At 63.5% G+C, this 22,726-nt stretch carries 20 protein-coding genes; 6 read left to right on the forward strand and 14 right to left on the reverse strand.

The window, feature by feature from the left end:
- Positions 1–112 precede the first annotated feature (112 nt).
- From bcaP to PQQ51_RS22870, 10 genes are all read right to left on the reverse strand, one after another.
- On the reverse strand, positions 113–1,510 hold the full coding sequence (gene bcaP, locus PQQ51_RS22825; RefSeq protein WP_408499103.1) for a branched-chain amino acid transporter BcaP: 1,398 nt from the start codon (positions 1,508–1,510) through the stop codon (positions 113–115).
- Between the two features lie 192 nt (positions 1,511–1,702).
- Positions 1,703–2,359 carry a response regulator transcription factor RqpR gene (gene rqpR, locus PQQ51_RS22830; protein WP_408499105.1) on the reverse strand — a complete coding sequence of 219 codons (657 nt, stop codon included), beginning with the start codon at positions 2,357–2,359 and terminating at the stop codon, positions 1,703–1,705.
- 10 nt (positions 2,360–2,369) lie between these two features.
- Positions 2,370–3,167, reverse strand: a complete 798-nt coding sequence (locus tag PQQ51_RS22835; RefSeq protein WP_408499107.1) for a sensor histidine kinase — start codon at positions 3,165–3,167, stop codon at positions 2,370–2,372.
- 485 nt (positions 3,168–3,652) lie between these two features.
- A complete protein-coding gene (locus tag PQQ51_RS22840; RefSeq protein WP_408499108.1) occupies positions 3,653–4,423 on the reverse strand; it encodes a ferredoxin--NADP reductase in 771 nt (256 codons plus the stop codon).
- 167 nt (positions 4,424–4,590) lie between these two features.
- A complete protein-coding gene (locus PQQ51_RS22845) occupies positions 4,591–4,938 on the reverse strand; it encodes a hypothetical protein (RefSeq protein ID WP_408499110.1) in 348 nt (115 codons plus the stop codon).
- A 73-nt stretch (positions 4,939–5,011) separates the two neighbouring features.
- Entirely contained in the window at positions 5,012–5,971 is a 960-nt protein-coding gene (locus tag PQQ51_RS22850) for an ABC transporter permease (RefSeq protein WP_408499112.1), read from the reverse strand.
- A gap of 28 nt (positions 5,972–5,999) precedes the next feature.
- Complete coding sequence (locus PQQ51_RS22855) at positions 6,000–7,010, reverse strand: ABC transporter permease (protein ID WP_408499114.1); 1,011 nt, start codon at positions 7,008–7,010, stop codon at positions 6,000–6,002.
- The gene (locus tag PQQ51_RS22860; protein ID WP_408499152.1) at positions 7,000–8,574 is read right to left on the reverse strand and encodes a sugar ABC transporter ATP-binding protein; all 1,575 of its coding nucleotides are present in this window, start codon (positions 8,572–8,574) and stop codon (positions 7,000–7,002) included. The genes PQQ51_RS22855 and PQQ51_RS22860 overlap by 11 nt, the downstream gene beginning before the upstream one ends.
- Before the next feature lie 401 nt (positions 8,575–8,975).
- Positions 8,976–9,995 (reverse strand): ABC transporter substrate-binding protein, encoded by a 1,020-nt coding sequence (locus tag PQQ51_RS22865; protein ID WP_408499116.1) that lies wholly within the window; start codon positions 9,993–9,995, stop codon positions 8,976–8,978.
- A gap of 111 nt (positions 9,996–10,106) precedes the next feature.
- Positions 10,107–11,159, reverse strand: coding sequence for a LacI family DNA-binding transcriptional regulator (locus PQQ51_RS22870; protein ID WP_408499117.1), 1,053 nt, complete (start codon positions 11,157–11,159; stop codon positions 10,107–10,109).
- A 339-nt stretch (positions 11,160–11,498) separates the two neighbouring features.
- Here PQQ51_RS22870 and PQQ51_RS22875 point away from each other — a divergent pair, with 339 nt between their 5' ends.
- Positions 11,499–12,497 (forward strand): aldose 1-epimerase, encoded by a 999-nt coding sequence (locus tag PQQ51_RS22875; protein WP_408499119.1) that lies wholly within the window; start codon positions 11,499–11,501, stop codon positions 12,495–12,497.
- Between the two features lie 7 nt (positions 12,498–12,504).
- Here PQQ51_RS22875 and PQQ51_RS22880 read toward each other — a convergent pair whose 3' ends face one another.
- Both PQQ51_RS22880 and PQQ51_RS22885 read right to left on the reverse strand, forming a co-directional pair.
- Complete coding sequence (locus PQQ51_RS22880) at positions 12,505–13,302, reverse strand: endonuclease/exonuclease/phosphatase family protein (protein ID WP_408499121.1); 798 nt, start codon at positions 13,300–13,302, stop codon at positions 12,505–12,507.
- 87 nt (positions 13,303–13,389) lie between these two features.
- Positions 13,390–13,887, reverse strand: a complete 498-nt coding sequence (locus PQQ51_RS22885) for a hypothetical protein (RefSeq protein WP_408499123.1) — start codon at positions 13,885–13,887, stop codon at positions 13,390–13,392.
- Positions 13,888–14,158: 271 nt separating this feature from the next.
- Here PQQ51_RS22885 and PQQ51_RS22890 point away from each other — a divergent pair, with 271 nt between their 5' ends.
- The 3 genes from PQQ51_RS22890 to PQQ51_RS22900 all read left to right on the forward strand — a co-directional run bounded on the left by PQQ51_RS22890 (position 14,159) and on the right by PQQ51_RS22900 (position 17,185).
- Positions 14,159–15,136, forward strand: coding sequence for an AAA family ATPase (locus tag PQQ51_RS22890; RefSeq protein WP_408499124.1), 978 nt, complete (start codon positions 14,159–14,161; stop codon positions 15,134–15,136).
- A 460-nt stretch (positions 15,137–15,596) separates the two neighbouring features.
- Complete coding sequence (locus PQQ51_RS22895; protein WP_408499126.1) at positions 15,597–16,703, forward strand: NAD(P)/FAD-dependent oxidoreductase; 1,107 nt, start codon at positions 15,597–15,599, stop codon at positions 16,701–16,703.
- Between the two features lie 170 nt (positions 16,704–16,873).
- Positions 16,874–17,185: a high-potential iron-sulfur protein gene (locus PQQ51_RS22900; RefSeq protein WP_408499127.1), complete on the forward strand. Its 312-nt coding sequence runs from the start codon at positions 16,874–16,876 to the stop codon at positions 17,183–17,185.
- A gap of 102 nt (positions 17,186–17,287) precedes the next feature.
- Here the strand turns inward: PQQ51_RS22900 and PQQ51_RS22905 are convergent, their stop codons facing one another.
- Complete coding sequence (locus PQQ51_RS22905) at positions 17,288–18,799, reverse strand: amidase (protein ID WP_408499128.1); 1,512 nt, start codon at positions 18,797–18,799, stop codon at positions 17,288–17,290.
- A gap of 124 nt (positions 18,800–18,923) precedes the next feature.
- Positions 18,924–19,622 carry a dienelactone hydrolase family protein gene (locus tag PQQ51_RS22910; RefSeq protein ID WP_408499129.1) on the reverse strand — a complete coding sequence of 233 codons (699 nt, stop codon included), beginning with the start codon at positions 19,620–19,622 and terminating at the stop codon, positions 18,924–18,926.
- 296 nt (positions 19,623–19,918) lie between these two features.
- Between PQQ51_RS22910 and PQQ51_RS22915 the strand changes: the two genes are divergently transcribed.
- Together PQQ51_RS22915 and PQQ51_RS22920 are read left to right on the forward strand one after the other, a co-directional pair.
- Entirely contained in the window at positions 19,919–21,022 is a 1,104-nt protein-coding gene (locus PQQ51_RS22915; RefSeq protein ID WP_408499130.1) for an NAD(P)H-dependent flavin oxidoreductase, read from the forward strand.
- 432 nt (positions 21,023–21,454) lie between these two features.
- On the forward strand, positions 21,455–22,600 hold the full coding sequence (locus PQQ51_RS22920; protein ID WP_408499131.1) for a branched-chain amino acid ABC transporter substrate-binding protein: 1,146 nt from the start codon (positions 21,455–21,457) through the stop codon (positions 22,598–22,600).
- Positions 22,601–22,726 lie beyond the last annotated feature (126 nt).

The following is a 22,726-nucleotide window of genomic DNA, read 5'->3' on the forward strand; positions in this document are numbered from 1 at the left end:
TTACCAGCGCGAGGCGGGTGATTTGACGGGGCGGGAAAAGCAGCGGCGCTGTCGGCATCGAGCCGGACAGCGCCGCGGAGGGTAGAACGAGTAAACGAGAACGCGAAAAACCTTAGCCCTTATGCGCCAGCTTCGAATGACGGCGCGAATAGCCGAAGTAAATGGCCATGCCGATCACCAGCCAGACCACGAACGCGAGCCAGGTCACCGCCTGCAGATTGATCATCAGGAACAGGCAGGACGCCACCGCGAGAACCGGCACGACCGGCACGCCCGGGCAGCGAAACGCGCGCGGCAGTTCGGGGTGGGTTCGACGCAATACGAGCACCGCGATCGACACCATCGAAAACGCGGCCAGCGTGCCGATGTTGATCAATTCGGCGAGCACGTTCAGCGGCACCAGCGCGCCGATCAGGCCGAAGAAAATCCCCACCAGCCAGGTCGTGAAGAACGGCGTGGCGAATTTCGGATGCACCTTGGAGAGCTTCGCGGGCAACAGTCCGTCGCGCGACATCGCGAACACCACGCGCGTTTGACCATAGGCCATCACCAGAATCACGGTCAGCATGCCGAGCACCGCGCCGAGGTCGATGAAACCGGCGACCCACTTTTGCCCCGCCACTTGCAATGCGTACGAGACCGGGTGCGAAATGTTCGCAAACTGCGCGGACGGCACGATCCCCGTCACGACGGCCGCCACCGCCACATACAGCACCGCGCATACGCCGAGCGACGCAATGATGCCGATCGGCAGATCGCGCTTCGGGTTCTTCACCTCTTCCGACGCGGACGACACCGCATCGAAGCCGATGAACGCGAAGAACATCACCGCCGCTGCGCCGAACACGCCGTTCCAGCCGTTCGGCATGAACGGATGCCAGTTCGCGGGCGTCACGTGGAATACGCCCACGCCGATCACCAGTAGCACCACGGTCACCTTGATCGCGACCATCACGTTGTTGATCCGCGCCGATTCGCGGATGCCCACCGACAACAACGCGGTGATCGCCATCATCACGAGGAACGCCGGCAGGTTGAACAGCGTGTCGTGGCCGGGCAATGCGCCGGGCGCGGCCGTCAACGCGACCGGCAGCGAGATGCCGAAGCCGGACAGCAGCGATTGCAGATAGCCCGACCAGCCCACCGAGACCGCCGAGGTGGCGAGCCCGTATTCGAGCATCAAGTCCCAGCCGATGATCCACGCGGCCAGTTCGCCGAGCGTTGCGTACGAATACGTGTAGATCGAACCCGCGACCGGAATCGTCGACGCGAACTCGGCGTAGGCGAGCGCGGCGAACCCGCACGCCACGGCCGCGATCAGAAACGAGATCATCAACGCCGGGCCGGCCTGAACCGCACCGGTGCCGGTCAGCACGAAAATGCCGGTGCCGATGATGGCGCCGACGCCGAGGAAAGTCAGATCGAGCGCGCCGAGCGCTTTCTTCAGGCCGGCGGTTTGAGCGCTCGCGGCGATCATCTGCTCGACGTTCTTCTTGCGGAACAGGGACATTGGCGGTGGGTCTCCAGTAGTGCACGCATCTTGCGCGCCGAATGTCGGGAAACCCTGGATTTTAACGGATGCGCGTCCCGACACCGGGCTTATGCGCTGTGGGTTGCGCCGCGGGTTGCACCATGCGGTGCGCGATTTGAGGAGGGTGTTGCGAACGGCTCGAGGAAAAGCGGCAACGCGGGCGCGCGCCGCTCAGCCCGCCATCGCCGGATTCAGATCGACGAGGCGATTGCTCATCACGTAGAAGGTGAGTTCGGCGTTGTTGCGCAACTTCATCTTCTCGAGCAGACGGGTGCGATACACGCTGACCGTCTTCACCGACAGCGACAACGTGTTCGCGATGTCGGTCAGGCGTTTGCCCGAAGCCAGCATGCAGAGGGTTTGATATTCGCGGTCGGAGAGCTTTTCGTGCGGCAACTGCTCGCCGTCGAACGAGATGTAGTCGGCGAGCGCCTCGGCCATCTCCGGGCTCACGTATTTGCGGCCCGCCGCGACCTGCTGGATCGCGCCGATCATCTGCTTGGCGTCGACGGTTTTCGACAGATAGCCGGCCGCGCCCGCTTTCAGCGCGCGCACCGCGTACTGGTCTTCGCGGTACATCGAAAACATCAGCACGGCCACGCGCGGTGCTTTGCGTTTCAGGCGTTTGAGCACTTCCACGCCGTTCATGTCGGGCAGTGAGATGTCGAGCAGCACGACGTCGTAGCCGCGGTTGGCGACTTCGTCGAGCGCTTCGGCGCCGGTTTCCGCTTCGATGACTTCGCGCGCCACGCCGCGGTCGAGCAGCAACTGGCGGACGCCCTGGCGGACCACCACGTGGTCGTCGACGAGCAGGATGCGCAGGCTCATGACAAGGCGTTCACGATTGCAGCGCGCGGCGCTCGGGGGCGGGCGCGACGTCCAGCATCGCGTCCCATGCGAAACGCGCAGACACGACGGTGCCGCGCGGCTCCTTGCCGTGGCCGCGGCGTGAACCGACGCGCAGCGTGCCGTCGAATGCAGCGCAGCGCGCCCGCATGCCGGCGAGGCCGAAATGGCCGCGGCGCACGCGGGCGTTGCGCGTCAGGCCGATGCCGTCGTCGCTGATGAAAAGCTTCAGATGACGGCGGCCGGCTTCGATGCGCACGTCCGCCGCTTCGGCGCGCGCGTGCTTGGCGATGTTGTTCAGCGCTTCCTGGGCGACGCGGAATACGGCCAGCACCGCGTCGGCCGGCAGGCGGGTGAGCCGCACGTCGGCGGCGCAGACAAAGCTGGTGCGCAGATGCGTACGCGCGGCGAAATCGCCGGTCCATTGCGCGAGCGTGCTGACGATCCCCGCTTCCAGCGAAGGCGCGTGCAGTTCCGCAACGACCTGGCGGCTCGCGTCGCACACCGCGTCGAGCGAGCGGTTCGCAACCGCAAGCGCGGCCGCGCATTGCGGCGGCGCGTCGGCCGGCAGCCAGGTTTCGACGCCGGCGAGCGCGAAGCGCGTCGCGGTCAGCTCCGCGCCTACGCCGTCATGCAGTTCGCGGGCGACGTGCCTGCAGGCGGCTTCCTGCGCCTGCACCAGTTCAGCCGACAGTTCGCGCACGCGTGCCCGCAGCCTGGCGAGTTCGCGCTCAGTATCGGAAGAGGGAGTGGGGCGGCGGTTGAACGGGACGACAGTCGACGTATCCATGACTTGCCTTCTCAGGAAGCGCTGTGGACAGCAGAGCGGCTGCGCATCGGCTGCGCGAAGACGAAAGAACGCATGCGAATCTCTTGCCTCCAGGTGCATCGCCGCGGGAAAAATACGCGACGGACAAATCCTACAGTTATCGCTACGGCGTGGCGTAACGAAATTTACATTCAGTAACAAACGGCACGTAGTTAGACAATTGGCCGATGCGCCGCGATCATATCGCAAAAAAAGAAAAAATGCAGGTGTACCAAGGGTTAGCGCCTACATTTGATGCAATGGTTGATGATCTGTGACAACACTTTTGTAGGAAGAATGCCTACGGCGAAGGTTAAATCTGTCGTCCATTTGTAACTGTGAAAGTAACTGCGAAAAATTCTTGCGACAACAAAAAAGGAGCCCGGAGGCTCCTTTTTGCTGGAACGCGACACTCGCCGCGAAAATCGGGTGCTTGCCGCCGATCGTTGCCGCTCGACGTTGTTCGCTTAGCCGACGAACGCCTTTTCGACCACGTAGTGACCCGGCGCATTGTTGCTGCCTTCCTCGAAACCGAGGTCGTCGAGCAGCTTGCGGGTGTCGCGCAGCATGTGCGGGCTGCCGCACAGCATCACGCGGTCGTTTTCGAGCGAGAAGCCCGGCACGCCGAGGTCGGCGAACAGCTTTTCGGTTTCGATCAGCTCGGTGATGCGGCCGCGGTTCTGGAACGCTTCACGCGTGACCGTCGGGTAGTACAGCAGCTTTTCCTGCACCAACTCGCCCAGATGCTCGTGTGCCGGCAAATGATCCGTGATGTATTCCTTGTACGCCAGTTCGTCGACGAAACGGCAGGTGTGCGTGAGCACCACGCGCTCGTAGCGGTCGTAAATGTCCGGGTCCTTGATGATCGACATGAACGGCGCGAGGCCCGTGCCGGTGGACAGCAGCCACAGCGTCTTGCCCGGCAGCAGGTTGTCGGCCATCAGCGTGCCGACCGGCTTCTTGCCGATCAGGACTTCGTCGCCGACCTTCAGATGCTGCAGGCGCGACGTGAGCGGGCCGTCTTGCACCTTGATGCTCAGGAATTCGAGGTGCTCTTCGTAATTCGCGCTCGCGAGACTGTATGCGCGGATCAGCGGCTTGCCGTCGACTTCGAGGCCCACCATCGTGAACTGGCCGTTTTCGAAACGGAACGACGGATCGCGCGTGCAGGTGAAGCTGAAAAGCGTATCGGTCCAGTGATGGACGCTCAGGACGGTTTGTGAGTTCAGGTTGCTCATGGCTTCTTGAATAGTGCGAAAACAAAGGCGGCCAGTCGTTCTAGCCGGCCGGCACGGCAAGGGCGATGCTGCGCTGATCCGTTAATCGGGAATCGCGCGCAATCCGCTATTTTACCGCGCTCGCTGCCCGAGGGCGGCGGCGTGGCGGTTGAGCGTGGTGATGCGGGTTACCGGACCTGGAAGCGTTGGCGCCGCTGGTCGATACGACCGGCGCCGGAAAGAACGTCGGCGTGATTGCAGCCGCGCTTCAGCAAGAGTTCGGCGATGGGCGAAAGCCGCGCAGGGCGGCTGCCATCGGATGTCCGGCATGCGCCGGATAGGCGCGCCGCGCGGGCAACATTTTCAGGATGATACCGAAACCCGCCGTGCGCTGCAGCATTGACCCTCATGACAAAACTGGCAAAACGGCGGGAAAGGCGAGCGGATCGGGTCTTTAAGGCTGAATTGCACGCGGCGCGGCGGCGTAGCACGGCGAGCTTCGCATTGCGCAGGTGTGCCGTGCCGTTTTGGTACACAAAGGTGAGTCTACGATTCGATCTATCGCTGGAGAGTCAGGCAGAACAAAGATTCCAGAGTTACGCGTTCCGGTCACGCCGGAGCGGCAACGCGCCTTCTGCCGCGCTGCTTCAACACACGCGCTTGCAGCACGATCACCAGCAGCAGGAACACCCCGCGAATCACCGATTGCCAGTACGCCGACAGACTGATGAAGCCGAGCCCGTTTTCGAAGTTCAACAGATTGAACACGAGCCCGAGCAACAGCACGCCGGCGATCGTCATCGCAATCGAGCCTTCGCCGCCGGTCAGCAACGTGCCGCCGAGCACCACCGCCGAGATCGCGAACAGCTCCCAGCCCACGCCTTCGTTCGGCTGACCCGCGCCGAATTGCGCGGCGAGGATCACGCCCGCCATGCCGGCCAGCAGGCCGCTGACCGCATAAGCCATCACCAGCGTCCGGTCGACGTTGAGTCCCATCAGCCGCGCCGCTTCCTCGCTGCCGCCGATCGCGAGCGAATGCCGGCCGAAGCGCGTGCTGCGCAGCGCGAGCCAGCCGGCTACGGCCGCCACCACGGCGACGATGCCCGGAATCGGCAGTCCGAACAGATCGCCCTGGCCGAAGTTGCCGAAGTTCGACGCGGAGTCGATCGATACCGCGTCGTTCTTGCCCAGCAGCAGCGCGATGCCGTGCGCGCCGAGGCTGGTCGCGAGCGTCACGATGAAGGGCAGGATCTTCAGCCGCGTGATGATCAGGCCGTTCAGCACGCCGACCGCGAGGCCCGCGCCGCAGCCCGCCAGCACCGCGACCCAGCCGCCGTGCACGCTGGTGAGCGCGGCGACGACGCTGGCCAGCGCGGCCACCGTGCCGACCGACAGGTCGATGCCGCCCGTGATGATCACGAAAGCCATGCCGATCGAGATCAGCGCGAACATCGAGTTGTAGCGCCAGAACGACGTGATGTTGTACGCCGAGCCGAAATGCTCATAGCGCACGAGGCCGAGCACGACGAGCGCAGCGAGCGCGAGCAGGATAGGGAGATTCTTTTTCATCGCGACGAATCCAGGAGTGGTTCAAACATCAGCGCGAGCGCCGTTGCACGTAGACGGCCGCGACGATGATGCCGGCCTTGACCACCAGCGCCGCCGCGTCCGGAATACCGTGCGCGAGCAGCGTATAGCGCAGCAACTGGATGATCAGCGCGCCGATCAGCGTGCCGCCGATATACGCTTTGCCGCCTGTCAGCGCCGTGCCGCCGACCGCCACCGCGGCGATCGCATCGAGCTCGACGCCGAGCCCGACCACATTGGCATCCGACGACGAATTCACCGAGATCGAAATCAGTCCCGCGAGACCGGCGAGCGCCGCGCACAGCGTGTACGCGATCAGCTTGACGGTGGCCGTCGGCACGCCGCACAGGTAGGCGGCCTTTTCGTTGCCGCCGGTGATCAGCAGATACTGGCCGAACAGCGTTTTGCGCACGACCCACGCGAACAGCAGCACCAGCGCGAGCATCAGCAACACCTGGAACGGCACGCCGGCCACCTTGCCGAGCGCGATCCACTGGAACGCGGGATCGTTGAACGCCTGCAGGCTGCCGTCGGTGACGACTTGCGCGATCCCGCGTCCGGCGATGAACAGCACCAGCGTCGCGACAATCGGCTGCACGGAGAGCCTCGTCACCAGCAAGCCGTTGAACACGCCGCACAGCGCGGCGGCCAGCACCGGCAGCACGAACGCGAGCGCGATCCCGCCGGGTCCCGCGATGTTCATGAACAGCATCGGCGCGAGCGCGCCGGAGATCGCCATCGACGCGCCCACCGACAGATCGATGCCGCCCGTCGCGACCACCAGCGTCATCCCGATGCCGACGATCACGATCGTCACCACCTGCGTCATGTTGACGTTGAAGGTTTGCAGCGACCAGAAATGCGGTGTGAAGATCAGGTTGAAGAGCACCATCGCCAGCAGCACGATCACTTCACGCTGCATCGCCAGGTGGCGCCATTTCTTCACCGTGGTGGACGGTTTCGTGCGCGGTGCGCCGGCGGGCAGCGGCGCGGCGGTTTCGGTGTGCAACTTAAGCGCCATGACGGTCGCCCTCCAACGCGTCTTCGATGTGTGCGGCGTGGGCCGTTTGCGCGGCTTCGGCCAGTTGCGACGGACCTTCGCTGCCGTACGCGATGGCGTCCATGATCGCGGTCTCGCTCATGTCCGCGCCGTTCAGTTCGGCGACGGTGCGGCCGTCGCGGATCACCACCGCGCGGTCGGCCACCGCAGTCAGTTCCTCGAGTTCCGATGCGGACAGCAGCACGGCCATGCCGGCGTCGCGCAGTTCGCGCACGATCTTCGCGACGTCCGCTTTAGCGCCGACGTCGATCCCCCGCGTCGGTTCGTCGAGCAACAGCAACGACGGCTCGGCCGCCAGCCAGCGCGCGAGCAGAACCTTCTGCTGATTGCCGCCGGACAGTTCGCGGATCGGCTGGTCGGCTGACCGCAGCTTGATGCCGAGCGACGCGATAAAGCGCTCGACGATCGCCCGCTGTTTCTTCACGTCGACGACGCCGTTTTTTGTCAGCGTGCGCAGGCACACCAGCGTGAGGTTGTCGCGTACCGAGAGTTCGGGGACGATGCCTTCGGCCTTGCGGTCTTCGGTGAGATACGCAAGGCCGCGTGCGATCGCGTCTTGCGGCGATTTCAGCGCGACCTTCTCTCCGCCGATCGCGACAGAACCGTGCTCGAGCGCATCCGCGCCGAACATCAGCCGCATGGTTTCAGTGCGGCCCGAACCGAGGAGGCCGGCGAGGCCGACTGCTTCGCCCGCATGCACTTGCAGCGACACGTCGCTCACTTTCGGATGGGCGCTGAGTTGCGTCGCGGCGATCGCTTCCTTGCCGCGCCGCGCCAGATTGGCTTCGCGCGCGGCGGCGTCTTCCTGCACGACGGCGGCGAGCGTGCGGCCGAGCATCGTCGTGACGAGTTGCAGTTTGTCCATCTCCGCCATCGTGCTTTGCGCGACCGTCTGGCCGTCGCGCATCACGGTGACGCGATCGCACAGCGCATACAGTTCGTCGAGCCGGTGCGACACGAAGATCACCGCGCGGCCGTCGTCACGCAGCTTGCGCACGACGTTGAACAGCAGTTCCACTTCGCGCTCGTCGAGCGACGACGTGGACTCGTCCATGATCACCATCTTCGCGTCCGACGACACCGCGCGCGCCAGCGCCACCATCTGCTGGATCGCGGTCGAATAGCGGCCGACGGGTTTCTTCACGTCGATCTGCAAACCGAACGATTCGAGCAGCGCGGCGGCGCGTGTTTGCACCGCGCGCCAGTCGATCAGTCCGAAACGGCGCGGCTCGCGGCCGAGAAAAATGTTTTCCGCGACCGAGCGGAACGGCACCAGGTTGATCTCCTGATAGATCGTGCTGATGCCGGCTTCGCGCGCCTGCTTCGGCGTGCGGAAATCGACTTCGCGTCCTTCGAAGCGCACGCTGCCTGAACCGCGCCGATACGCGCCGGTCAGGATCTTGATCATCGTCGATTTGCCCGCGCCGTTCTGGCCGATCAGCGCGTGTACTTCACCCGCCGCTACGCTCAGATTGGCGCTGCGCAACGCGGCGACGCCGCCGAAGCTGATGCCGATGTCCTGCATCTCGAGCAGCGGCGAACGGGTAAGGGGAGAGTGCGGCGTCTCTGTGCCGGGTTCCGTCACGGGTGTTCTCCTGATGCGTGTGCTGCCTGCGGAGCTGCCTGGATGCGGCTCCACGTGCTGGCCGTTCGTTTTCGTTCTATGGCGGCGGTCTCGTCGAACCATCTTACGCCGCATAAAAGCGAAGCGACGGTCCGTGCTGCCACGAACGCGTCGCTCCGAACCCTTCCCGCCGCCCGCCCCCCGAGGAGACTGATTCGGGGCGGGGGCGTCCTGCGGGCACGGAGCGCACGCTCCGTTAAAGCACTGCCCTCAAGCTCCAAACTGCGCGTACGACGGCGGCCGTCGATCCTTAGCTGCTCAATAGCTGCTCAATCGCCGCTCAGTAGCCGCTCAGTAGCCGCTCAGTAGCCGTACTGCATGCTCTGTTGCACGTTGCTCTTGTCGTAGAAACGGTCGGACACCTTGACCCACGTTGGGATCTTCTCGCCCTTCGCATAACGCTGCGCGACGTCGCACGCGAGCGGGCCGAAGAACGGGCTCGACTGCACGCTCGCACCGAGTTCGCCGGCCGCGATCGCGTCCATGCCGCCCTTGGTGCCGTCGATCGTGACGATCTGGATGTCTTTGCCCGGCTGCTTGCCGGCGGCCTTGATCGCGGCGATCGCGCCGAGCGCCATTTCGTCGTTGTGCGCGTAGACGGCGGTCACGTCCGGATGCGCCTGCAACAGCGTTTCCATCACCTGACGACCCTTGTCGCGTGCGAAGTCGCCGCTTTGCGACGCGATGATCGACATGCCCGGGTTCTTCGCGATCACTTCGTCGAAGCCCTTCTTGCGGTCGTTCGCGGCGGATGCGCCGGTGGTGCCTTCGAGTTCGATGATCCTCGCCTTGCCGCCGGTCGCCTTGACGAGCCAGTCGGCCGCGCGATGCCCTTGATCGATGAAGTCCGAGCCGATGAACGTGATGTAGTCGCGGCCCGCCTTCGCGACCGACTGATCGACGTCGCGGTCGACGAGGATCACCGGAATGCCGGCCTTCTTCGCCTGCAGCACGATCGGCGCAAGCGGCTTTTCTTCACGCGGCGGGAACACCAGCAGATCGACGTGTTGCGCGATCATGCTCTGGATGTCCGACACCTGTTTCGAGTTCGAGCTGTTGGCGTCGGTCATGACCAGTTGCCAGCCGCACTTCGCCGCGATGTCCTTGAAGCTCTTGGTTTCCGCGAGACGCCACGGATTGTTGCTTTCGGTCTGCGCGAAGCCGACCTTCAGCGGGGTCTTGGTGGGCAGCTTCGGCAACGCGTCGTCGGCGTGGGCCGTTGCGACGCCGAAACCGATGGCCAGAGCCAGCAGCGAACCGGCCAGCGGACGAATCTGCTGCTTGCGCGCGAGTTTGCGCGACTGCGTGTTGAACGACGCCATGTCTTCCTCCAGTACCTGGTGAGGTGTATTTGCTTTTTGTGTTTCTGTTGCCGGCCGATGCGCTTCAACGTAACCGGTCGTGCCGATTATTCCATCCAGAATTATTATCGGTCAATCACTAATAATATTAATTATTGGCTTTTTTGCCTCGGTAATTACCCTGACCGAAGCGCGTTCGACAAGCGGTCCGTCGAGTTTGACCAGCCGGTGCCGAACCGGCGCGCCGGCCGCGCGGTTGTGTTCCTCCTGCAAAAGCGTTTCGACGGCCCAGCGCCCCAGTTCGTAGTTCGGCAGCACCACGGTCGAGAGCGGCGGATGCGTGTGACGGGCGATTTCCTGGTCGTCGTAGCCGAGCACCGAGACGTCTTCCGGGACGCGGTGGCCGAGCTGTTTCAGCGCCTCGATCGCGCCGATCGCGGTCAGGTCGTTCGCGCAGAAAATCGCGGTCGGCGGGTTCGGCTCGCGCATCAGCGAAAGCGTGAGTTCGAAGCCGAGACCCGAGCTCCAGTCGCCGTCGCGCACCAGTTCCGGCGCGTACGGCAGGTCGGCGGTGGCGAGCGCGGTGCGATAACCCTTGAGGCGATCTTTCGACGCGTCCTGCCACGGTTCGCCGTTGATATAGCCGATCCGCCGGTGCCCCGCCTGCAGCAGGTAGTCGGTCGCCAGATGGCCGCCCGCGACCTCGGCCGGCACCACGGAGGAGAGCCCGCCTTCGCTCGTGTAGCAGTTGAGCAGCACGGTCGGCACCTTCGACAACGCGGCCGGCAGCGTCACCTTGCGCGTGTAGACGGTCGCGTAGATCACGCCGAACACGTGCGGGTTCGACAGCGTCGTGTCGAGCACCTGCTTTTCGATGTCGGCATTGCCGTGCGTCGAATAGACCGCGAGCATCTTGCCGCTCGCATAGGCGGCGTCGCGCGCGCCGTCGATATTCACCACCGGATGCGGGCTGGTCGAGATTTCGTCGGCGAGATAGACGATCAGATTGCGTTCGTCGGTCGACGCAGGCAGCGGTTCGCGCAGCGAGAGGCGATAGCCGAGATCGTGGGCGGCCTTCAACACCTTGTTGCGGGTCGCCTCGGAGAACTTCGCGCCGGTGGCGTTGTTGAGCACCAGTGAGACAGTCGATTGCGACACGCCAGTCTGCTTGGCGATGTCGGTCATGGTGGGGCGGCGTTGAGTCGATTTTTTCATTGTGCGGGCCGCATCGCAGCGGCGCTAAAGCAGGGGCATGCCGGTGGCATCGTGGCTCCGACGGTACCACTAATAATATGCGTGCGGCAACGCGCGCTAACCCGCCATCTGGGAGATTTTCATGACGTGCTTTAGCCGATATCTCGCGCAAATTTATTACTAATAATATTGACCGATGCGCTTCGGCGTGCGATTCTCGGTCGCGCGGACCCCGCTGGTCCGCCGGTCGCGCGTTGTGCGCGGCACGTTATAGGAGACACCGATGCGCGTTCCTTCCGCGATCCGCCTGAGGCCCTGCTTTTTCTGACCATGCGCGACGACGTTTCCTTGAATCCGCTGCGGCCGCCCGTCGGCGAACTCGCATGGCTCGACGCTCCCGCGATTGCGCCGACGCTCGTCACGCTAAGATCCGGCGCGATGCGCGTCGTGCTGGCACCCGAGATCGGCGGCGCGCTCGCCGCGTACTACGAGACGACGCCCGAAGGTCCTGTGCACTGGTTGCGGCCGTCGACACACGCGGCTTTCGAGCAACGCGACCCGCTGCTCATGGCGAGCTTTCCGCTATTTCCGTACTGCAACCGGATTCGCGACGCGCGCTTCGAATTCGGCGGCGGCACGATCGATCTGGGCGGCAACGATCCCCGCTTCGCGCATGCTCTGCATGGCAATGCATGGCGGCATCCGTGGCAAGTGGGCGAGCGCACGGCGAGTTCGGTGGAATTGCATTTCGAGCATGAGCCGGACGCGCGGATTCCCGGCGGCTGGCCTTACCGCTATCGCGCGACGCAGCGTATCGAACTGGTCGGCGACGCGCTGCGGATCACGATGTCGGCACGCAATCTTGCGGATCGTCCGATGCCGTTCGGCATGGGACATCACCCGTACTATCCGCGCACCGCGGGCACACGCGTCCATGCGAAAGTGCAGGCGATGTGGCACGCCGACGCCGATGTGCTGCCGACCCACCTCGGTCCGCATCCCGCGGTGGACGCGTTGCGTGCAAGTGAAGGCATGTCACCCGATGCGTTCGAACTCGACAACAACTTCGCGAACTGGTCGCGCGAGGCGACGATTGCGTGGCCCGACGAACACCGTCAACTGACGATGACCGCCGACGCCCCGTTCGACCACATGGTGATATTCGCGCCCGCCGACGATGCGCAGCTATGCGTAGAACCGGTGACCAACACCACCGATTGCTTCAACGCAGTCGGCATGCGGGAACACGTGGGCGGCTGCGTGTTGCAGCCAGGCGAAGGGATGGTCGCGGCGCTGACGTGGACGCCGCGCCGGACCGACCTGATCTGACGCACGCTTACCCCACCCGCAGGCGCGCCATATAAGGCAGATGATCCGACAGCCACGCGGTTTCCTGCGTCGGCTGGATCCATTCGATCGGCGTCATGCCGCGCACGAACATCTTGTCGAGCGCGAGCGCCGGCGAGAACGCCGGGAACGTGCGGCCCGATTCGCCGAGCAGCGTGGCCACTTCGTGCAGACCATGTTCGCCGAACAGCGGCACGGAATCGTTACGCCAGTCGTTGAAATCGCCGGCCAGAACCAGCGGACCTTCGGGCGCTTCCTTCTCGATCCAGTGCGCGATCCAGGTCATTTGCCGCAAACGCGCCGAGCGCGTGAGCGCGAGATGCGCACACAGCAGCGTGACCGAATGACCGCCGAACGTGGCTCGCGCAACCAGCAGACCACGCTTTTCGAAGCGATGCGCAGAGATGTCCCAGCGACCGCCGAGGTCGAGCGGATGCGGCGACAGAATCGCGTTGCCGTGCCGCCACGACGGCTTGAACACGTTCGGCCCAAGCGCGATTTCCAGTTCCAGCGCGCGCGCGATTTCGGTCGCCTGGCAATGCCAGACGTCGCTCAACGGATCGGCGAGCGGTTCGCCGAAACTGCTCGCCAGCACCGGCGACGGCATGCGCCGCGCCATCGCTTCCTGCAAAAAATACGCGTCCGCGTGAGTGGATTGCACCCAGCGCTGCATGGCCTGCCAGGCCTGAAAGCCGAGTGGTGTGCGGCCTTTATGCAGGTTCCAGCTCACCGCAATGAAATCCTTTGGCGCTGCACTTTCGCGGATCAATTCTTCGGGGTTTCGCATGCCGCGTGTGTCCACGTGTTCTGTTTTGGGGTTCAGTAGTTCGTTGGGTGATCCACCGACTTCGCTTCGTTTCTCTTCGCTTCGTTCTCAGTTCGCCGGGCTGTCCGAAAGCCCCGCTCGCACGCGATAGACCAGATTCGGATTCTTGTCGACGATCGTCCACGTGGTCCATTGCCCGACCGGCACCGTCAGACCCGGATGGCTCGCGCTCACCTGACGCGGTTGCGGCGGCAGCTTGCAACCGGTGTCGGTTTGCCGGGCGTTGTCTTCCTCGAAGGTTTCCTGCGCGTCGATCGACAGTGTGACCGCGTTCGTGTCGGCTTGCAGCGGCGACACCGTCAGCGTGCGCGCGAGATCGATGCTGCCGCCGGGTTGGTCCTTGCAGCCGACGTTATGCTGCACCATCTTGTGATGCGTATCCGTGCGCGCCTGGCCCACCGTGGTGGTGCCGTCGAAGGCGTCGATCTGCTGGCCGTCGCGCAATACCTGCAACTGCCATTGCACGACTTGTTGAGCCGGCCGTTGTTGTGCGTTGGCAAGCAACGAAGTGCCGAGCAGCACGGCGACGATACTGGTTTTCCACATAGAACGATTCTCCGGGCCGACGGGCCCACCCTGCCAATCAGAAAGGCCATCTTACGCCTGATGGATACAACGCCGTTCTGACAGGCCCAGGCGGGCCGGGTTCAGCAACAATGCATTTCAGATGCGGCCGTCAGGCGTCGAAAGCAACCCGTTGTTAGCAGCAATGCCGCACGACTGCTGGCTTGCACACGAATATGTCGTCGTTACACTGGACTTGAAACGGCGCCCGACAGGATGCCGTATTAGCCAGGCCAGCTAGACGGGGTGAGCAATGACAACAGCGATGGTCAGACAGGAAATCGCCGTAGCTTCTTTCAGTCAGGTGTACGACCTCGATCAGGTCGAGACCGCGCTGAACGATCTCGGTGACGGCGCGAACGACGCACTGCGCGCCACCTACGAGAAGATGCTGAAGAACGGCAATTTGCGCTTCTGTGTCAAACCGAACCGGATGCCGTCGATCGACGATCTGATCGACGCGCTGCCGAATTTCTCCGAACCGCTCGACGACATCCGCAAGCAGGTCGCGCTGTGCCTCGAGACGGAAGACCGGCTCGAACTGATGCCGATCCTGCTGCTCGGCGACCCCGGTATCGGCAAGACTCACTTTGCGAAGCAGTTGGCGCGCCTGCTCGGCACCGCCTATCAATATGTCGCGATGAGTTCGCTGACGGCGGGCTGGATTCTGTCGGGCGCGTCGTCGCAATGGAAGAACGCGAAGCCCGGCAAGGTGTTCGATGCGCTCGTGAACGGCAGCTATGCGAACCCGGTGATTGCCGTCGACGAAATCGACAAGGCGACCGGCGATTCGCAATACGATCCGCTCGGTGCGCTGTATGCGCTGCTCGAACACGATACGGCCGGGACTTTCATCGACGAGTTCGCCGAGATTCCGATCAACGCTGGACACGTGATCTGGATCGCGACGGCGAACGACGAGCGCTCGATTCCCGAGCCGATCCTGAACCGGATGAACGTGTACGAAATTCCGCCGCCGGATCGGGACGGCGCGCGCCGTATCGCGCAGGCGATCTACGACGAAATCCGCTCGGCGCATAACTGGGGTCTGCGTTTTCCCGAAACGCTCGGCGACGCGACGCTCGACGCGTTGAAGGCCGCTTCGCCGCGTGAAATGCGGCGCGCGATCCTGAACGGCTTCGGTTCGGCACGGATCGACGGGCGCGATCGGGTTGAAGCCGGCGATATTCGGCTGGATTACGGAAATCGTCGAAAACCGATTGGTTTTTGAGCCTTTTCAGCCCGTTTTTGGCAAAAAGTCGCCTTCTGGCGGCTTTTTTTCAAGCTGAAAAAGGCGATTCCACGCAGTAGACACTATGAATGTCACGGCAATTGTTTCTGTTTTCGAGATAAGAAATTATCCAATCGGTCTGGCTTACCGATAGCCGGCACGTGCCACGGGCCGATCGGCGACCTCGCCGCAGGGTCGAACGATAGAGCGCAATGACCTCCGACGGCGTACACTGAATCGGTCCGGCCCATACGTAGAAGCGTTGCTCGTGACCGAATGCCCGCAGTCATCCCCTGCGGGCATTTGTGTCTGTGCGGCGTCCGACAGTGTCACGCATGGGTTGCGTATGAACAGATGCGTTCGACAGCGAGCGGTGTGCAGCACTCGATAGCCGCATCCTGTCTTCATCTTTATCGGGTGAACGAGGTAGCGCGCGGCGAAGTCAGCCGCGTCAACAGACATGGATCAAATCGAATGTGTAGTGATCGGCGCGGGTGTGGTCGGTCTGGCAGTGGCGCGTGCGCTGGCGGCGCGCGGACGTGAAGTGATCGTGCTGGAGGCGGCCGAGGCGATCGGCGTGGGCACCAGCTCGCGTAACAGCGAAGTGATTCACGCGGGCATCTACTACCCACGCGGGTCGGCCAAGGCGGCGCTGTGCGTGCGAGGCCGCGAAATGCTCTACGACTACTGCGTCGAGCACAACGTCCCGCATTCGCGCTGCGGCAAATTGCTCGTCGCGACGTCGCGCAATCAGATTCCCCAACTCGAAAGCATCATGGCGAAGGGCCGCGACAACGGTGTGCTCGACCTGATGCGAATCACCGGCGAGCAGGCGCAGGAACTCGAACCTGCGCTTCAATGCGTGGAGGCGGTGTTTTCACCGCAGACCGGCATTGTCGATAGTCATCAGTTGATGCTTGCGATTCAAGGCGATGCCGAGCGCGATGGCGCGGTGTGTGCGTTTCATGCGCCGGTCGAAGCCGTCGAGGCGAGCAACGGGCGCTTTATCGTCAAGGTGGGCGGCAGCGCGCCGACCACGATCAGCGCCGCGTGCGTGATCAACAGCGCCGGGCTGCAAGCGAACGCGCTGGCCCGCAAGATTCGCGGACTCGATGCGCGCCACGTGCCGCCGCTTTATCTCGCGCGCGGCAATTACTTCAGTATTTCGGGGCGTGCGCCGTTCAGCCGTCTGATTTATCCGATGCCGAATGAAGCCGGCCTCGGCGTGCATCTGACGATCGACCTTGGTGGTCAGGCGCGTTTCGGCCCGGACGTCGAATGGGTCGATGCAATCAACTACGACGTCGACCCGCAGCGCGCGGAATCGTTTTACGCAGCCATTCGCGCGTATTGGCCGGCGTTGCCCGACCATGCGCTGCAACCTGCGTATGCGGGCATTCGTCCGAAGCTCTCCGGTCCTGGCGAACCCGCCGCGGACTTCGTGATTCAAGGTCCGGCCGCGCATGGTGTGCGTGGACTCGTGAATCTGTTCGGGATCGAATCGCCGGGATTGACGGCGTCGCTCGCGATCGCCGCGCGAGTGTGCGAACTGAGCGGGCGCGCGTAGTCATCTTCGGCTTTGCGCGCGCCTTAAGTTCACCGTCGCGACGAACGCCGCGCGAGTCGTACAGATTCGGTTATCTCTATCATTTGGGCTGTCACGCACGACGGCTTCATTGCTATCCTTGGGGACCGCTGTCATCAGAACGGCGATCAGTTCATATAAATGGAGTCCCCATGAAATCTTCCCGTCGTACGTTTTTAATCACCAGCCTGGGTGTCGCTTCTTCGCTTGCACTGTCGCGCCAGGCATTCGCCGACGCACCGAAAGTGGCCGAAACCGATCCGACCGCGCAAGCGCTCGGCTACAAGGCCGACGCAAGCAAAGTCGACAAAGCCAAGTTCGCGAAGTACGCAGCAGACCAGGACTGCGGCAACTGCAGCTTCTATCAAGCCAAACCCACCGACGCCTACGGCGGTTGCCCGATGTTCGCGGGCAAGCAGGTCGCCAGCAAGGGTTGGTGCAGCGCCTATAACAAGAAGGCCTGAGCGGTTTTCAGCCGCGCGCGACCCGCATGTTGCTGCCAATGCGCAGCAACATGCCGCGCCGGTTTCCGGTCGATTCCTAACGTCGCGCGAATGCCGTTCGGCCTAGCTGCGCGCCTGCATCAACGGCGGTCTTCTGTCGAACCACGGCCGCGCTGCTTCGAGTTGCGCGGCGAGGCGCAACAGCGTCGCTTCGCCGCCGTCGCGCGCGGCGAACTGCACGCCGATCGGCAAGCCGCGCGCGTTCCAGTAGAGCGGCACCGACATCGCCGGCTGCCCGCTCAGATTGAACAGCTCCGTGCAGCCCGCCCATGCAAACGCCTTGTTCGACGCTTCGTTCAGCAGCTTTTTGATCAGCGGTTCGAGCGGCATCGCGGTGACGGCGCGCATTTGCATGCGCTCCGCCGACGTGGGTTGCATCTCGCCGATCTTGATCGGCGCGCCGGCCAGCGTCGCGCACAGAACCACGTCGAAGCGGTTCAGCAGATCGGTGAGCCGCGCGGTGATGCGGCGTTGTTCTTCGAGCGCGGCAGGCAGGCCACGCTCGCCGAGTTTGCGACCGACGTGCGCCATCGCCCATGTCGAAATTTCGAATTCACCACGCAGCGGTTTGCGGCCGCTAATTCGCTCCGCGTTCAGCACGAGCTCTTCGGCGGTCACCGACCACAGCGACAGAAACGCGTGCCGCACAGCCGCGAAATCGATGCCGAGCGAAATCGGCTCGATGTTGTGGCCGAGCGAACTCGCGAGTTGCGCCGCGTCGTCGAGCGCGGCACGCGCGTCGGCGGATAGCGACGGCGCCAGCATCGCCTCGGTCACGTACGCGATGTTCAACGGCTTGCAACGCTCGCGGCTCGCGCCGAGAAAAGTGCCCGGCGCGCCGGGCGGGCGCCCGGCATTGCCGGCGAGCAGATCGAGTAGCAACGCGCTGTCGCGCACGCTGCGCGATATGGCGTGATCGATGCCGAGCTCACCCGCGGATGGCGTGGGTGTCGCGCGCGGCACGCGTCCGCGCGAAGGCTTCAGGCCGAACAGTCCGCAGCACGAAGCGGGGATGCGGATCGAGCCGCCGCCGTCGGACGCATGCGCGAGCGGCACGATGCCCGCGGCGACCGCCGCGGCCGCGCCGCCGCTCGAGCCGCCCGGCGTGTGGTCGAGATTCCACGGATTGCGGCACGGGCCGAATAGTTCGGGCTCCGTATAAGGCATCTGCCCGAGTTCGGACGTGCTGGTCTTCGCGAAGATGTTGAGGCCGGCCGCTTTCGCGAGCGTGACAACGGGCGCGTCCACCTCGGGAACGAAATGGCGGTAGTGCCGGCTGCCCATCGCCATGCGCAATCCCGCAACCGGCGCGCCCAGATCCTTGATCAGAAACGGCACGCCGTTGAGCGCGTCTTGCGCGCTCGTGTCGGTCGTATCGTTGGGACGGTTTGAATCGCTTTGCGACGCGCGTTGACGGGCTGCGTCGTAGTCCTTCAGGACGATCGCATTGATCGCCGGATTGACCGCCTCCGTGCGGGCAATGGCGATATCCAGCAACTCGCGCGCGCTCGCTTGCCGGGTTCGAACCAGTTCGGCGAGGCCGATGGCGTCATGGGCGAGATAGTCTGATTGCACGATGGGGGAGCCCTCGTGTTTCGATGATGGAAACTGCTGGGGTGCATCGTGTGCTTCTGGCGAGAGCTGCCGGTTCAGGCGATCCGGATCGGGCCGCCTGAACCATGGGTGAGACCGGTGAGACTTACAGGCGTTCGCCGAGGAACGTCAGCGTGCGGCCGTGTGCCAACGCGGCTGCATGCTGGTTATACGATGCGCGGTCCGAGCAGTTGAAACCGTGATCGGCATTCGCGTAGATATGGAACTCCGCATCTGTGCGGCCCGCGAAGCGCTCCTGAATCTGGCCGACCGCCGACAGCGGAATATGCGCGTCGAGTTCGCCGTAGTGGAACTGCACCGGCACCTTGATCTTCGCTGCTTCGTCGAGCTGGTTCTGGATGCCGCCGCCGTAATAGGCAACCGCGCCGTCGAGCGAGCCTTGCGCCGCTGCCAGATACGCGAGACGGCCGCCGAAGCAGAAACCGATCGCCGCCACCTTGCCGGTCACTTCGGGCAACGCGCGCAGCGCTGCTGCTGCGGCGCCGATGTCGGCCACCGCTTCGTCGACCTTCACTTTCTGCATCAGTTCGATGCCCTTGTCGCGATCGGCGCCGTCGTACGTCAATTCGACGCGCGGTTGCACGCGCCAGAACACGTCCGGTGCGAGCGCGACGTAGCCGTCTTGCGCGTACTGATCCGCGACCGAACGGATGTGGCTGTTCACGCCGAAGATTTCCTGAATGATGATGACGGCCGGACCTTTGCCGCCTTTGGGCAGCGCCAGATAGCCGCCGAAACTGTCGTTGCCGGAGGGAATGTCGATCCAGCGGGAAGTCGTGCTCATGTAGCTCTCCATGTAGCTGTGTGGTGATGCGCGAATGTAATCCGAATGCTTGCCAGAGGTCTTGAAGAGTCAGGCGGCCGGTCAGTTTGCCATCAATGGAAGCGGCTTGCAGCGCAGGCTCTCCGGTCGTCGCGCAATGGCATTGAGCGCATTCACGATCTCGTAAGATGATTGAAACGTTCTCGATAATTCATTTCACTGCGAGTGTGCGGCTGGGTAGAGTCTATGAGTCGGGTCAGTCGGGTCAATGAATTGGCGCGCGGCCTACGCGTGCATTGTCGGTAAAGGAATCCATCATGAGTGAAACCGGTTTTGCGACGCCGTTCGCGGCACGTTTCGAATTGCGCGTGCCGGTCGTGCAGGCGCCGATGGTCGGCGGCGCGACGTCGCCTGCGATGGTCGCGGCGGTGTCGAATGCGGGCGGCTTCGGCTTTCTGGCGGCCGCGGCGTTGTCGCCGGAGAAGATCGCGAGCGACGTTGCGGCGATTCGCGCGCTGACGGATCGTCCGTTCGGCGTCAATCTGTTCGTGCTCGAAGCCGCCGCGCCGGACAACACCACTGTGCGCCGTGCGCTGGCTGCCATCGAACCGCTACGCGCGGAGTTCGATTTGCCGCCGGGCCAGCCGCTCGAACGCTACGCACCGGACTTCCGCGTGCAACTGGACACGCTGATCGAGTTGCGCGTGCCGGTGGCGAGCTTCACGTTCGGTCTGCTTGCCGCACACGATGTCGCGCGTCTGCACGCAAACGGCATCTATGTAATAGGCACCGCGACGCATGTCGCCGAAGGCGTAGCCTGGCGCGATGCCGGTGCGGATGCGATCGTCGCGCAGGGCGCGGAAGCGGGCGGCCATCGCGGCACGTTCATCGGTGCATTCGAAGACGCACTGGTCGGCACGATGACACTGGTGCCGCAACTCGTCGACGCAACCGGTCTGCCGGTGCTCGCCGCCGGCGGCATCATGGACGGACGCGGTATCGCCGCCGCGCTCGCGCTCGGTGCGCAAGCCGCCGCGTTGGGCACCGCGTTCCTCACCTGTCACGAGAGCGGCATCCCGCAGATATATAAAAGCCGCGTGCGCGCGTCGTCCGATACGTCGACTTCGGTAACGCGCGCGATCACCGGCCGTCATGCGCGCGGCATACGCAATCCGTTGATGCTGCGTCTGACCGAAACGTTGGATCACGTCGCGCCGTATCCGGTGCAAAACGCATTGACTCAGGAACTGCGACAAACCGCGGGCCGAGCGGGCAATGGCGACTATCTGTCTTTATGGTCGGGGCAAGGCGCAGCGTTGGGGCGTCAGCGTGCGGAAGGTCTGGGTGCGGCCGAACTGGTCGCGCGGCTCGACGCCGAATGGCGCGCCGCGGCCTCGCGGATAGCGGCGCTTCAACGCTGATTCGGCCGCCGCCGGACGCGCCGCGCGAATAAGCGCGGCGCGCCTGATTCAAGCAAAAAGCTTATTCGAATCATTATCGGTTTATCGCGCTAAAACCTTTAGACCGTGCCGTCAGGCGAAACCCTCACGTAGCGAAAACCCGCATGGGCTGGGGTTTTCCAGCGAGTCGATCCAGTCGGAACCGACGCTTGTTGGATAAACGCTATTAGTGTTCATCCCACTTCCTCAAAAAAGTCCCACAATTTAATTTGATGACCTACACTTGCGCGCAAGTACGGGTTGCCGCCTGCCACAAACAGACGAGCAGACGTACTGGCCAAGTGCATGAACGATGCAACCGGCGTGGTCGTCCACGGGACTGAGCGACACGTGTTGGGGAAGCGGGGGCACAGGGCGATTACGTTGTTTTTGGGACCGAAACTGGAGACTTACATGAACATCAAGATTCAAAAGCTGTTGCCGATCAGCGCTGCGGCGATGCTGTTCGCGACGTTGGCAACAACGGCTGCAGCCGACACGGTCGTCAAGATCGGTCACGTTGCACCGCTCACTGGCGGTATCGCTCACCTGGGTAAAGACAACGAAAACGGCGCGCGCCTGGCAGTTGAAGAAATCAACGCCAAGGGCCTGACGATCGGCGGCCAGAAGATCACGCTGCAACTGGATCCGCAAGACGACGCGGCCGACCCGCGTACTGCAACGCAAGTCGCGCAGAAGCTGGTCGACGATAAGGTCGTTGCAGTGGTCGGCCACTTGAACTCGGGCACGTCGATCCCGGCTTCGAAGATCTACAGCGATGCCGGCATCGTGCAGATCTCGCCGTCGGCAACCAACCCGGCCTACACGCAACAAGGTTTCAAGACGACGTACCGCGTCGTTGCGACCGATGCGCAACAAGGTCCGGCACTGGCTAACTATGCAGCCAAGGGCCTGAAAGTGAAGAGCGTCGCGATCGTCGACGACTCGACCGCTTACGGCCAGGGTCTCGCCAACGAATTCGAAAAGACCGCCAAGTCGCTGGGCCTGAACGTGATGTCGCATGACGCGACGAACGACAAGGCTGTCGACTTCCGCGCGATTCTGACGAAGATCAAGGGCGAAAACCCGGACGCGATCATGTACGGCGGTATGGATGCAACCGGCGGCCCGTTCGCGAAGCAAGCCAAGCAGCTCGGCCTGCGCGCGAAGGTTCTGGCAGGCGACGGCGTGTGTACCGACAAGCTGTCGGATCTGGCTGGCGACGCAACCGACAACATCGTCTGCTCGGAAGCCGGTATGGCGCTCGAGAAGATGGCTGGCGGTTCGGCGTTCCTCGCGAAGTACCAGAAGCGTTTCGGTCAGCCGATCCAGATTTACGCACCGTTCACGTATGACGCTGTGTACATCATCGTCGACGCGATGAAGCGTGCTAACTCCACCGATCCGGCGAAGATCCTGGCAGCAATGCCGGCGACCGACTACAAGGGTGTGATCGGCGAAACCACGTTCGACTCGAAGGGCGACCTTCAACACGGCGTGATCTCGCTGTACAACTACAAGGCCGGCAAGAAGACGCTGCTCGACGTAGTGAAGATGTAAATCCGCTCGATCGAAGGCAGCCTGGCTTGTCTTCGGTCCAGTCGTAAAAAGGCACGCGCGCTGCAAGGCTCGCGTGCCTTTTCTTTTGGACGTCTGCACCTGAGCGCTCGCGGATGAGCGCCGACT

The sequence above is a fragment of the Paraburkholderia xenovorans genome (assembly GCF_046030735.1).
GTDB lineage: Bacteria > Pseudomonadota > Gammaproteobacteria > Burkholderiales > Burkholderiaceae > Paraburkholderia > Paraburkholderia xenovorans_A.

Coding starts and splice junctions, on each gene's coding strand:
- PQQ51_RS22855 (WP_408499114.1), bottom strand. CDS start 7,010: ATGGCGCTTAAGTTGCACACCGAAACCGCCGCGCCGCTGCCCGCCGGC.
- PQQ51_RS22875 (WP_408499119.1), top strand. CDS start 11,499: ATGCGCGACGACGTTTCCTTGAATCCGCTGCGGCCGCCCGTCGGCGAA.
- PQQ51_RS22880 (WP_408499121.1), bottom strand. CDS start 13,302: ATGCGAAACCCCGAAGAATTGATCCGCGAAAGTGCAGCGCCAAAGGAT.
- PQQ51_RS22895 (WP_408499126.1), top strand. CDS start 15,597: ATGGATCAAATCGAATGTGTAGTGATCGGCGCGGGTGTGGTCGGTCTG.
- PQQ51_RS22890 (WP_408499124.1), top strand. CDS start 14,159: ATGACAACAGCGATGGTCAGACAGGAAATCGCCGTAGCTTCTTTCAGT.
- rqpR (WP_408499105.1), bottom strand. CDS start 2,359: ATGAGCCTGCGCATCCTGCTCGTCGACGACCACGTGGTGGTCCGCCAG.
- PQQ51_RS22840 (WP_408499108.1), bottom strand. CDS start 4,423: ATGAGCAACCTGAACTCACAAACCGTCCTGAGCGTCCATCACTGGACC.
- PQQ51_RS22870 (WP_408499117.1), bottom strand. CDS start 11,159: ATGACCGACATCGCCAAGCAGACTGGCGTGTCGCAATCGACTGTCTCA.
- PQQ51_RS22850 (WP_408499112.1), bottom strand. CDS start 5,971: ATGAAAAAGAATCTCCCTATCCTGCTCGCGCTCGCTGCGCTCGTCGTG.
- PQQ51_RS22900 (WP_408499127.1), top strand. CDS start 16,874: ATGAAATCTTCCCGTCGTACGTTTTTAATCACCAGCCTGGGTGTCGCT.
- PQQ51_RS22860 (WP_408499152.1), bottom strand. CDS start 8,574: ATGCAGGACATCGGCATCAGCTTCGGCGGCGTCGCCGCGTTGCGCAGC.
- PQQ51_RS22910 (WP_408499129.1), bottom strand. CDS start 19,622: ATGAGCACGACTTCCCGCTGGATCGACATTCCCTCCGGCAACGACAGT.
- bcaP (WP_408499103.1), bottom strand. CDS start 1,510: ATGTCCCTGTTCCGCAAGAAGAACGTCGAGCAGATGATCGCCGCGAGC.
- PQQ51_RS22835 (WP_408499107.1), bottom strand. CDS start 3,167: ATGGATACGTCGACTGTCGTCCCGTTCAACCGCCGCCCCACTCCCTCT.
- PQQ51_RS22920 (WP_408499131.1), top strand. CDS start 21,455: ATGAACATCAAGATTCAAAAGCTGTTGCCGATCAGCGCTGCGGCGATG.
- PQQ51_RS22865 (WP_408499116.1), bottom strand. CDS start 9,995: ATGGCGTCGTTCAACACGCAGTCGCGCAAACTCGCGCGCAAGCAGCAG.
- PQQ51_RS22885 (WP_408499123.1), bottom strand. CDS start 13,887: ATGTGGAAAACCAGTATCGTCGCCGTGCTGCTCGGCACTTCGTTGCTT.
- PQQ51_RS22915 (WP_408499130.1), top strand. CDS start 19,919: ATGAGTGAAACCGGTTTTGCGACGCCGTTCGCGGCACGTTTCGAATTG.